The 9,560-nt window shown below is 70.0% G+C and carries 13 protein-coding genes; 2 read left to right on the top strand and 11 right to left on the bottom strand.

The features are described 5' to 3' along the window. Nucleotides 1–30: 30 nt before the first annotated feature. The 3 genes from AOZ13_RS12040 to AOZ13_RS12050 are packed head-to-tail and all read right to left on the bottom strand — an operon-like array spanning nucleotide 31 to nucleotide 2,185. Nucleotides 31–1,719, bottom strand: coding sequence for a bifunctional N(6)-L-threonylcarbamoyladenine synthase/serine/threonine protein kinase (locus AOZ13_RS12040; RefSeq protein ID WP_021780703.1), 1,689 nt, complete (start codon nucleotides 1,717–1,719; stop codon nucleotides 31–33). A gap of 17 nt (nucleotides 1,720–1,736) precedes the next feature. Then, nucleotides 1,737–1,871 carry a 30S ribosomal protein S27ae gene (locus AOZ13_RS12045; protein WP_021780704.1) on the bottom strand — a complete coding sequence of 45 codons (135 nt, stop codon included), beginning with the start codon at nucleotides 1,869–1,871 and terminating at the stop codon, nucleotides 1,737–1,739. Next, nucleotides 1,871–2,185: a 30S ribosomal protein S24e gene (locus tag AOZ13_RS12050; protein ID WP_021780705.1), complete on the bottom strand. Its 315-nt coding sequence runs from the start codon at nucleotides 2,183–2,185 to the stop codon at nucleotides 1,871–1,873. Before AOZ13_RS12050 ends, AOZ13_RS12045 begins: the two co-directional genes overlap by 1 nt. Nucleotides 2,186–2,512: 327 nt before the next feature. Between AOZ13_RS12050 and AOZ13_RS14265 the strand changes: the two genes are divergently transcribed. Further along, nucleotides 2,513–2,659, top strand: a complete 147-nt coding sequence (locus tag AOZ13_RS14265; RefSeq protein WP_020222771.1) for a hypothetical protein — start codon at nucleotides 2,513–2,515, stop codon at nucleotides 2,657–2,659. Nucleotides 2,660–2,666: 7 nt separating this feature from the next. Here AOZ13_RS14265 and AOZ13_RS12055 read toward each other — a convergent pair whose 3' ends face one another. Genes AOZ13_RS12055 through AOZ13_RS12075 form a run of 5 tightly spaced genes read right to left on the bottom strand, consistent with a single transcriptional unit; the run spans nucleotide 2,667 to nucleotide 5,599 of the window. Further along, entirely contained in the window at nucleotides 2,667–3,203 is a 537-nt protein-coding gene (locus AOZ13_RS12055; protein WP_020222772.1) for a GTP-dependent dephospho-CoA kinase family protein, read from the bottom strand. A gap of 10 nt (nucleotides 3,204–3,213) precedes the next feature. Next, nucleotides 3,214–3,411: a transcription elongation factor subunit Spt4 gene (spt4, locus tag AOZ13_RS12060; protein ID WP_020222773.1), complete on the bottom strand. Its 198-nt coding sequence runs from the start codon at nucleotides 3,409–3,411 to the stop codon at nucleotides 3,214–3,216. Next, on the bottom strand, nucleotides 3,412–3,972 hold the full coding sequence (locus AOZ13_RS12065) for a DNA-directed RNA polymerase (protein ID WP_020222774.1): 561 nt from the start codon (nucleotides 3,970–3,972) through the stop codon (nucleotides 3,412–3,414). It abuts the gene before it with no gap. Next, the gene (locus AOZ13_RS12070) at nucleotides 3,973–4,359 is read right to left on the bottom strand and encodes a DUF188 domain-containing protein (protein WP_021780707.1); all 387 of its coding nucleotides are present in this window, start codon (nucleotides 4,357–4,359) and stop codon (nucleotides 3,973–3,975) included. A gap of 1 nt (nucleotide 4,360) precedes the next feature. Then, a complete protein-coding gene (locus AOZ13_RS12075) occupies nucleotides 4,361–5,599 on the bottom strand; it encodes a translation initiation factor IF-2 subunit gamma (protein ID WP_021780708.1) in 1,239 nt (412 codons plus the stop codon). Between the two features lie 285 nt (nucleotides 5,600–5,884). On the opposite strand from AOZ13_RS12075, the gene AOZ13_RS12080 reads away from it, so the two are divergent. After that, on the top strand, nucleotides 5,885–6,853 hold the full coding sequence (locus AOZ13_RS12080; RefSeq protein ID WP_021780710.1) for a DUF5787 family protein: 969 nt from the start codon (nucleotides 5,885–5,887) through the stop codon (nucleotides 6,851–6,853). Nucleotide 6,854: 1 nt separating this feature from the next. On the opposite strand, the gene AOZ13_RS12085 is transcribed toward AOZ13_RS12080, so the two are convergent. The 3 genes from AOZ13_RS12085 to AOZ13_RS12095 are packed head-to-tail and all read right to left on the bottom strand — an operon-like array spanning nucleotide 6,855 to nucleotide 9,518. After that, nucleotides 6,855–7,679, bottom strand: a complete 825-nt coding sequence (locus AOZ13_RS12085; protein WP_021780711.1) for an MBL fold metallo-hydrolase — start codon at nucleotides 7,677–7,679, stop codon at nucleotides 6,855–6,857. Between the two features lie 2 nt (nucleotides 7,680–7,681). Continuing rightward, entirely contained in the window at nucleotides 7,682–9,043 is a 1,362-nt protein-coding gene (locus AOZ13_RS12090; protein ID WP_020222597.1) for an ATP-binding protein, read from the bottom strand. Between the two features lie 55 nt (nucleotides 9,044–9,098). After that, entirely contained in the window at nucleotides 9,099–9,518 is a 420-nt protein-coding gene (locus tag AOZ13_RS12095; protein ID WP_021780712.1) for a hypothetical protein, read from the bottom strand. Nucleotides 9,519–9,560 lie beyond the last annotated feature (42 nt).

Here is a 9,560-nt window from a genome sequence, read left to right on the forward strand (position 1 = left end):
GAAACCCCGGCGTTTACGCCGGGGAGGATGTCATTGGTAGCGCCCGCGCCCCTCGACCTCGCGCAACTGCTCGACGACGCCGGGATCGCCCGCCGCGCGATACGCCGCCTCGAAGGTCTCAACGAGCGGCGCGGGGTCGTCCGCCGTGCCCCTGATCGATCCCTCGAAGACGTGGAGGTCCATCGCGTAGTCCTCCGCGTCGTCCGTGTAGTAGCCGAGACCGAAGTCGATGAGGTGGACGCGCTCGTCGCGGCCCGCGGCGGCGTCCGCCCGACTCCCGGCGTCCTCGCGCGCGTCTCGCGCGCCTCGCGTCCCGCGCGGCGTCGTCGCTCGTCCGTTCCCCGTCCCGCCTCGCTCGACGCGGACGTTTCTGGTCGTCGGATCCCCGTGGACGAACCCCGCGTCGTGGATCGCCGCGAGATGCCTCGCGACGGTCTCGACTCGCGCCTCGTTCAGCGCGTCTCGCAGGTCCGTCTCGCCGACGTACGCCATCGCCAGCGTGCTCTCCGGGACGTCCACGTCGCGGACGACCGGCGTCGGCACGCCGACGCGACGCGCCTCCGAGAGCAGACGCGCCTCGTGCGTCGTGCGCTCGCGGCGGAGCCGCGCGTCCAGCGCGTCGTGCCGATAGCCCTTCGGTCGGCGCGTCTTCGTCACCGCCCCGTCATCGATCCCGACGATGGCCTCCGCACCGCGCAGGTCCGCGTCGGCGTCGTCGCCCGATCCGCGAAAGAGCACGTCCTCCGCGTCGCCGCGCCACGTCACGGGCACCTCGTCCGGCCGGTAGTCCGAGTCGACGGCGGAGTCCTCGATCGCGAGCGTATCGCCCGCCCGGTACATCTTCGCGCCGAGCACCGCGATCATCCCCGCGTTGTCCCGCAGGAACCGCGGTTCGGGCGCGTAGAACTCCGCCCCGCGCTGCTCGCACATCGCCGCGAGCATCTCGCGCAGGCGGTCGTTCTGCCCGACGCCCCCGCCCAAGACGAGTTCGTCCCGGCCGGTCAGGCTGAGCGCGCGCTCCGCGACCTCACACAGCATCGCGAACACCGTCTCCTGTAAGCTCCGACAGACGTCCTCGACGGGCGTGCCGTCGTCGTACGCGTCCTTCGCGGCGCTCATGATCCCCGAGAAGGAGAAGTCCATTCCCTTCACGACGTACGGGAGTTCGACGTAGTCGCCGTCCGCCGCGTGGGTCTCGACCTTCGGGCCGCCCGGATGGGACCAGCCGACGTGGCGCGTGAACTTATCGAGGGCGTTCCCGACGCCCGTATCCATCGTCTCGCCCAGCACGCGGTAGCGGCCGTTGTGATAGCCGAGGACGTGCGCGTTCGCGCCCGAGGCGTTCAGACACACCGGCGAGTCGAATCCAGAGCGGTGCCGGCCGATCTCCAAGTGTGCCACCATGTGGTTCACGCCGACCAGCGGCACGTCGAGGGCCTGCGCGAGCGCGCGCGCCGCCGAGCCGACGATGCGCAGACACGGCCCGATCCCCGGCCCGCGCGCGAACGCCACCGCGTCGATCGGTCCCTCGGCGCTCGCGAGCGCCGCCTCGATCACGCGCGGGACCGCCTCGCGCATGTGCTCGGCCGCCTCGCGCGGATGAATGCCGCCGCTCTCGGGCTGGTACGCGTCCGACTCGATGCGGACGCTGTCGCGTTCGGCGTCGAACACCGCGGCGCTCGCGCACCACGCCGTCCCTTCGATCCCGACGACGCGCATGAAAAGGGGTTAGCGCGTTACTTCCACTCGGTGTAGCCGCACTTCCCGCAGTGCTCGCGATCCGAGTGCTCCGCGAGGAAGGTGTCGCCACAGCGCGGACACTGATTCTTCACCGTCGAGCCGTCCTCGTCGTAGTAGTCCGAGCGGGGCATTACTCCTCAGCCTCCGCTTCCTCGGCCGCCGCGTCGGCCTCGATCTTGTTGCGATCGAGCATGTGGCCCTGCTCGACGTCCAGCGCGGCCTCCGGGGACTCGTAGACCTTCGCGTAGCCGACGGTCTTGCGCATCCCGAACTTCGTGTCGAGGCTGCGGACGACGACTTCGTCGCTGTCCTTATCGAGCGTCGCCGCGAGCGAGTCGCGGACGGAGAGGCGAGACGGCGTCGCTTCCTCGTGCGTGACCTCGAACTGGACCTCCTGTCTGTGGAGGAGGGGATTCGCCTCCTCGCTCAGGATCTCGATTTCCATGATCAGTTGTCATCCACTAAGGCGCCGAACCGAGTAAAAGCATTACGAACGACCTTTTGCCGCGCTTGAGCGCGCCGGAGGCGCGCTCTGCGCTGGCAAAAGCTCGACCAAAAGCCCCGTCACCCCACCTACGGTGGGGTTCGGGGCCTCGCGCCGGAGGCGCGAGCGGGTACGGAGTGGTCCGCCGCCTCCGCACCGCCTCCGATTTCGCACCGCCTCCGCACCGCCGCCTCCGCACCGCCTCCGCGTCCGTCGGCGCTTCGTCCGCCACCGAACGCTTTTCTCGTCCGCATCCGTCCCGGCGCGTATGCCCTCCACGGTGGTCCGATGAGTACGGCGTCGCTCCAGCGCGTCGGCCTCGCGCTCGTCCTGCTCGGCGGGTTCGCTTCGAGAGGGGCGTCCGGCGCCACGGTCGGCTACGGTTCGATGGCGCTCGCGCTCGTCGCTTCGCCGTGGTCCTCGGCGCATGGTTGAACGACTTCTAGCGCTCGACCAGCCGCCAGAACTCGTCCGTCGTCTCCAGTTCTTCGGCCAACTCGCGCACGCGCTCGCGCAGGCCTGCGGTGACGTTCGCGCGCACCATCCCCTCGCCGGGCTGGCCGTAGACGACGCTCGCGTCCGCGGGCGCGTAGAGGACCGCCGGTACCGTCGCGAGGTCCTCCTCGCCCGTGACTTCGATCCGCGTCGGCCCGTCGGCGTCGATGGCCTCGCGGAGCGCCTCGATCAACTCGGCGGAGAGCGTTCCCGGCTCCGAGGCGACGTCGACCGTCCGGGGTGCGTCGGGGATGTCGTCGAGGACGTCGTCGGCGACGGTCTCGCGTTCGGTCTTCCCGTCGACGACGGCGACGTGCGGCGTGACGCCCGCACGGCCGAGATGCGCGCTGACGACGTCGCCGACGGCGATGATCGGCTCGCCCGCGTCCGCGAGGAGTTCGTGCGCGTCCGTGAAGACGGGACCGAGCGACTCCTTGAACGACGCGCGCGCGCTCTTCGGGAGCGCCGCGACGGTCTCGGGCACGCCCGATCCCTCAGCGGACCTTCAGCGCGTACTCGCCCGACTCCGTGACCTCCATCTTCTCCGCGATCTCGGAGGACTCCGGATGCGTGATGACGACGTAGCCCGCCCAGTCCTCGGTGAGGTCGTTCGACCCGCAGTGGGGGCAGACGTTCTCGTCAGGCTCGACGATCCGGTGGCAGTCGTGGCAGGCGAGGCGGTTCGACGCCATCTACTCGGCCTCCGGGTTCTCGTCGGCCTTGCGCAGCCACTCGTGCTTGCCGAGACCGGGCTGCTTCGCGGTGAGACCGATCTTCGACTCGCGCGGGTTGCGCTCGTCGATGCTCTTCGTGACGATGCGCGCGCGGACCGCGTCGTCCACGCCGAGGATGTCGCTGGACTCCCGCGAGGAGAGCTGTTGGTTCTGCTCGTCGTACGCGAGGTACTCGTCACTGATCTGGCTGACGTGCAGCAGGCCGTCGACGGGACCGATCCCGACGAACGCCCCGAAGTTCACGACCTCGACGACCTCGCCGTCGATGACCTCCTGCATCTCGGGGTCGAACGTGACGGCGTCGAACTCCGCCTCGTAGTAGACGCCGGGGCGGTTCGGGAGGACCGCGCCGTCGCCGATCTCGTGGACCTCCGTCACCGTGACGACGCTACCGAGGTCCTCGTCCATGCGCCCCTCGAGCTTGTCTTGGAGTAGGCGTTTCACCAAGTCCGGCGAGACGTTCGCTAGGTGCTTCGGGGGTACTTCTACCGTGTCCTTCAGGCGTGCGCGCTTGTACATCTATTGTGGGTGCGTGCGTGTGAGTCGGTTCCGGCCCCGGACGTGGATCACCGGGACGCCGGCCGCGAGCACGCGCTCGCGGAGGGGGCCGTCGTTCGTGCAGACGGCGTCGACGTCGCCCGCCTCCGCGAGCGCGACGATCGCGTCGTCCGCGTACTGTCCGTCCGTCTCCTGTTCGTCACAGCGGGCCGCGAGGTCGCGTCCGACCGACGCCGCGGTCGCCGCCTCGCCGTTGCCGGCCGCGAGCGTCGCTAGCTCGTCGGCGACGACGTCCGGCACGACCGGGGCGTAATCGCCGCAGACCCGATCGAGCTCCTCGAAGACGCGAACGCCGACCTCGACCGGCATCATCAGTGCGTTCGCGTCGATCGCGACCCGTTCCGTCATGCTATCCCTGCAGGCGGCCGATGCCGATGAGGCGCCAACGCGCGCCGACGCGTCGGTTGATGGCGATGACGTCGCCTTCCTCCGCGCAGACCGGGCGCTTGAGGTTCACCTCGCACTCGCCCTCGCGCGCGGACGTGACCGCGCCGACGGTGGTGGCGGTGCCGACCGTGAGCATCAGCGGCTCGCCGGTGTTGATGTCGTCGACCGTCTCGCCCTCCTCCGCGCCGACGAGGCGCTCCAAGAGGTCGACCTCCATCTCGAAGGACTCCCACGTCGGCGGGAGCGCCTCGGGGTGGCCGGCGACCTGCCCGGCGAGCGCGTCGCCCTTCGTCATGCTCGGGTCGAGACCGGTGCCGACGCCGAGCAGTCCGCCGGGCGAGACGGTGTCGACGTCCTCGCCGCCCGCTTGGAGCGACCGGACGTTCGTCGTGATGGACTGCCACTCGGATTGGCCGCCCTCCTCGACCTCGTGACCGGGCCGGAGTTCGAGGTCGTCATCGACGTCGAGTTCGCCCGCGACGAGACTCCCGCCGAGCACGCCACCGGTGAGTCCCTCCCACGTCGTGCCGGGACGGTTGATGTCGAAGGAGCGCGCGACGTACATCCGCGGGTCCGCGTCGGGGTCGCGTTCCGGCGTCGGAATGGTCTCCTCGATGGTGTCGATGAGCACGTCGAGGTTGATCTCCTGCTCCGCGGAGACGGGGACGACGGGGGCGTCCTCCGCGACCGTGCCCTCCACGAACTCCTCGATCTGCTCGTAGTTCTCGTGGGCCTGCTCTGCGTCCACGAGGTCGATCTTGTTCTGCGCGATGACGACGTTCTCGATGCCGATGATGTCGAGCGCCATCAGGTGCTCCTCGGTCTGGGGCTGGGGCACCTCCTCGTTCGCGCCGACGACGAGCACCGCGCCGTCCATCAGCGCCGCGCCGGAGAGCATCGTCGCCATCAGCGTCTCGTGGCCGGGCGCGTCGACGAACGACACCGTCCGCGCGACCTCGGTGTCGACGTCGTGCTCCTCGCAGCGCTCCTCGACGGTGTAACACTCGGGAGGCTCCTCCTCCGGACAGCGTCGGAAGGTCGCGTCCGCGTAGCCCAGCCGAATGGAGATGCCGCGCTTCATCTCCTCGGAGTGCTGATCGGTCCATTCGCCGGACAGCGCGCGCACGAGCGTCGTCTTCCCGTGGTCGACGTGCCCGACCAGACCGATGTTCACCTCCGGTTGGCGGTGAGTTCCTGCCATGAAGTAATCTTGCGGGCACTTCGCCCCGGAGAAATGATAAAGCCCCCGATTCGACCGCGTCGCGGCGTTCTCTGGCCGTGTCGTCTCCTCCCACGGCGATCCGGTCCGCGGTCGCGACGCACTCCCGCGAACGGCCGCGTTCGACGCTGATACCGCTCCCGTGGGGGTACCCCTCCCTGCCCTTTCGCCTACGTCCTCTCGTGTACGCCCGTTCATCGCGCTCGCCCGGACCAGTGCCGCTCGTTTCTCCGCGCACCTTTTCTCCCTTCCTCCCCAATCCCGTCCATGCGCGAGTTCGCGTTCGAACTTCGGCTCTGCGCCCGCCTCGAACGGGAGTATCCGATCGTCGCGCGCCAGCTCGGCACGAGCGTCCGCGCCGCGGGCGGGCGCATCGTCGACGTCGTCTGTCTCACGCGCGGTCCCGAGTTCGACGCCCGCGTCGCCCTCACGCCCGAGACGATTCCCGCCGCGGTCGTCGAGGCCGACGTCGGCGTCGGCCGCTGGCGCCGCGTCACCGACGTCTTCGACGCCGCCCCGGCGCGCGCCCGCGATCTCGCCGACCGTGGCGTCGCCGCCGGCTTCCTCGAACGCGAGCGGAAGAACGGTCACGCGGTCGTCAGCCGGTCCGCGCGCTACCCCGACTGGATCGGCGACGTCGTCGGCATCGAGAACAAACCCGATCTCGCCTCGCCGGGCGACCTCATGTCACAGGTACGCCACGACGTCTCGCTCGGCGTCCTCGACTTCGCGATCCTCGCGACCGAGTCGTACGTGACGCGTGCGCACCTCAACCGCCTCCCGCCCGAGATCGGCGTCTGGCGCGTCGACTTCGACGCCGGGGATCCCATCGAGGTCGTCCGCGAACCCGAGCGCCTCGATTCGTCGGGGTGGGGGATCGAACCCGGCGAGAGACGCCCCGGTCGGTGCGACGTCGCTCCCGTCGCGCCCGCTGAGAAGGCCCGCCAGCGTCTCCGCGTCGCCGAGCGCGCGTACGGGAAGGGGTGGCGGACCGACGGCCTCCCGGCGTGCGCGAACGCGACCCGCGGATGCGAGGCCGGCGTCGACTCCCTCCCCTTCTGCGAGTACGAGGGCCGCCTCGTCGACGCCGCGAGCGAGTGCGGACCCGACTGCCCGGGATACGTGCCGGGCGACGCCCCGGCCACCGATCCCGACGCCGAGCGTGCCGCGCGGAGCGCGTGGGAGCCGAACGCGTCGAGCGCGCGCCGACAGTCGGGACTCGATCGGTGGTCCTGACCTAGAGCGTGAACGTCTCGCCGTCGACCGCCAGCGGTTTCTCGAACGCCTCGTCGGGCGGGTAGCGGTGAGCGACGTGGACGACGCGGGTCTCGTCGGCGTTCAGGTCGTCGCCGAGCGCGAGCGCGCCCTCGTGCGTCATGTGCTTCGTGCCGAAGGTGCGGGGCACGCCCTCGTCGTCCTCGTCGCGCCCGCCGAGCGGGTGGTAGTCGCAGAGGCTCGCGGGGACGATGCCGTCCGCGAGCAGGAGGTCGGCGTCGCGCAGGACGTCGCGCGACGCGTCCGGCACCCGATAGCTCGTGTCGCCCGAGAGCGCGAGTTTCGCGCCCGTCTCTGGCTGCTCGACGACGAGACCGTAGGTGAGTAAGGGCGGGTGGTCCACGGGGACGAGCGTGACGTCGAAACCGCATACGCGGACGGACTCGTGGGGCGCGCGCGGCTGGACGCTCACCGTGTCGAGATAGTCGTACTTCCGCTCGATCGTGTCGGCGACGCTCTCGCCGGTCTCGGGGTCGGTCTCGTCCGCGGCGTACACGGGCAGTCGATCGAGGAGCCGGTAGACGTTGCCCAGCCCGTCGAGGTGATCGAAGTGGATGTGCGTGATGACGGCGGCGTCGGGGAGCGACACCCCCTCGCGGAGGAACTGTTGGCGGAAGTCGGGGCTGGCGTCGATGAGGAGGACGTCGCCCGTCTCCTCGTTGACGACGTGGACGGACGAGCGGGTGCGCTCGACGCCGCGTTCGCGCGCCGCGAGGCAGGTGTCGCAGTCGCAGCCGGGCCGCGGCGTCCCCGCGGTGTCGCCGGTGCCGAGCAGCGTGACGCGCATTCTCAGTCGTCCGCGTCGGCGGGCGCCTGCTCGTGATCGTGATCGTGCTCGTGGTCGTGTCCGTGATCGTGGCCTTCCTCGCCACTCTCGCCCGTCTCGACGGCCTCCTCCAGACTATCGAGGTTCCGGAGGTGATCGCGCTCCTCGAAAGCCTTGACGGCGTCGAGGAGGTCGGTCTGGGCGAGCGTCGTGCGGTCCTCGACGAGCGCGTCCAGCACGGCCTCGCGGAGGACGAGCCGGAGGTCGCTCCCGGTGAGTCCGTCCGTGTTCGCGGCGATCTCCTCGGGATCGAAGTTCTCCACGTCGATGCCGCGCGTGACGATGCGCAGGATGTCCGCGCGCATCGACTTCGTCGGCTTCGGGAAGCTCAGGATCTCGTCGAAGCGCCGCCACACCGCGGCGTCGAGTTCGTCCGGGTGGTTCGTCGCGCCGACGAGGAGCACGTCGTCCTTCACGAGGCTCATCTCGTCGATGGCCTTCAGCAGCGTGTTGACGGCCCGCTTGATCGCCGCGTGCTCATCGGAGGTGCGCGTCTTCGCGACGAAGTCGAACTCGTCGATGAACAGCACGCAGGGCGAGAGACGCTTCGCCACCTCGAAGACCTTCTCGACGTTCTTCGCCGTCTCCCCGAGGTATTGGCTCGTGATCATCGAGAGTTTCACCTCGACGAACGGGAGGTCGAGGCGGTGGGCGAGGCCTCTCGCGGTACTCGTCTTCCCGGTGCCGGGCGGGCCGACGAAGAGGAGTTTCCCGACCTCCACGAGTCCGACTTGCGCGAGGTAGTCGCGGTGCTCGATGGCCTTCGAGACCTTCTCCGTCTCGACCTGCTGCTCGTCGGTGAGCACGAGGTCGTCGAGCGTCGTCTCGATCTCCGCGGGGGCCTGCACCTCCACGAGGTCGAGCATCTCCTCGTCCTCCTCGTCGAACATGTCCTCGAGGAGTCCGTCGATCCACTGCGGGTCGGCCTGCACGGGCCGGTTGGCCTCGCGGGCGGCCGCGTGGTCGACGTCCTCGATCTCGCCCTCGTAGGCGGCGGCGAGCGCGGGGTTCGACTGGATGCGCGAGGCCTCCGCGCGATTCGCGTACCACTCCTTCGCCATCTCGTCGTCCACGAGTCGGATGCGCCCCGAGAAGGAGTCGCGTTCGGTGAACATCAGGCTCGCCACTTCCTCCCACGGGTCGGCGATGCCGGTCGCCTCCGCGACGGCCTCGCCGGTCGCCTTCGGGGGTCGCGGGACGCCGTCGCCGTCCCAGAGCGCGCTCCGGACGGCCGGTGGGAGATCGTTCTCGTCGAGGTCAGTGTCGCGCTCGTAGACGCGTGCGGTCAGGAGGAACTCCACCACGTCGAGCGCCCGGTCGGTCATTACCCCCGAATTTGACGCTCCCATCGCATAAGACCGTCGGACGATCGGCGGCCAATCACGCGGGCCGCGGCGCGCGAACGGGGACGTCGCGCCACGGGCCGTCGGCGCCCTCGCGGACGAGCTTGAGCCGCGATTCGGTGACGTCGCCGGGTTCGATGGTCGTCGCGTGCGCCATCTGGAGCGCGACTCGTATGCCGGGGACGTCGGCGTCGTGGTGGCGGGTCGCGGGGCTGTCGAAGTGCCCGGTGACGGTCTGTATATATTCTCCGTCTGACACATCCCACCGGATGCCGAACGACGCGTCCCGGTCGGCCCCCTTCCGCACGTCGACGAGGGCGACGAGCCGCGTCTCCGTCACCGCGTACGCCGTCGCGGAGTCGATGGTGAGTCCGACCGGCTCCTCGTCGCCCGTCGTGCAGCCGGCGAGTGAGCCGAGGAGGCCGACGCCGGCGGCGAGCAGGGTCCGTCGCCTCATGCGCCACCCTCGCGTCGCGCCTCCGCCGTCGCGTTCGCCGTC

The organism is Halarchaeum acidiphilum MH1-52-1, assembly GCF_000474235.1.
GTDB lineage: Archaea > Halobacteriota > Halobacteria > Halobacteriales > Halobacteriaceae > Halarchaeum > Halarchaeum acidiphilum.

What these genes read in the sequence shown, in the direction of transcription:
- AOZ13_RS12040 (WP_021780703.1), bottom strand. Translation starts at nt 1,719, where the DNA reads ATGCGCGTCGTCGGGATCGAAGGGACGGCGTGGTGCGCGAGCGCCGCG.
- AOZ13_RS12090 (WP_020222597.1), bottom strand. Translation starts at nt 9,043, where the DNA reads ATGACCGACCGGGCGCTCGACGTGGTGGAGTTCCTCCTGACCGCACGC.
- AOZ13_RS12075 (WP_021780708.1), bottom strand. Translation starts at nt 5,599, where the DNA reads ATGGCAGGAACTCACCGCCAACCGGAGGTGAACATCGGTCTGGTCGGG.
- AOZ13_RS12045 (WP_021780704.1), bottom strand. Translation starts at nt 1,871, where the DNA reads ATGCCCCGCTCGGACTACTACGACGAGGACGGCTCGACGGTGAAGAAT.
- AOZ13_RS12080 (WP_021780710.1), top strand. Translation starts at nt 5,885, where the DNA reads ATGCGCGAGTTCGCGTTCGAACTTCGGCTCTGCGCCCGCCTCGAACGG.
- spt4 (WP_020222773.1), bottom strand. Translation starts at nt 3,411, where the DNA reads ATGGCGTCGAACCGCCTCGCCTGCCACGACTGCCACCGGATCGTCGAG.
- AOZ13_RS12070 (WP_021780707.1), bottom strand. Translation starts at nt 4,359, where the DNA reads ATGACGGAACGGGTCGCGATCGACGCGAACGCACTGATGATGCCGGTC.
- AOZ13_RS14265 (WP_020222771.1), top strand. Translation starts at nt 2,513, where the DNA reads ATGAGTACGGCGTCGCTCCAGCGCGTCGGCCTCGCGCTCGTCCTGCTC.
- AOZ13_RS12065 (WP_020222774.1), bottom strand. Translation starts at nt 3,972, where the DNA reads ATGTACAAGCGCGCACGCCTGAAGGACACGGTAGAAGTACCCCCGAAG.
- AOZ13_RS12085 (WP_021780711.1), bottom strand. Translation starts at nt 7,679, where the DNA reads ATGCGCGTCACGCTGCTCGGCACCGGCGACACCGCGGGGACGCCGCGG.
- AOZ13_RS12095 (WP_021780712.1), bottom strand. Translation starts at nt 9,518, where the DNA reads ATGAGGCGACGGACCCTGCTCGCCGCCGGCGTCGGCCTCCTCGGCTCA.
- AOZ13_RS12050 (WP_021780705.1), bottom strand. Translation starts at nt 2,185, where the DNA reads ATGGAAATCGAGATCCTGAGCGAGGAGGCGAATCCCCTCCTCCACAGA.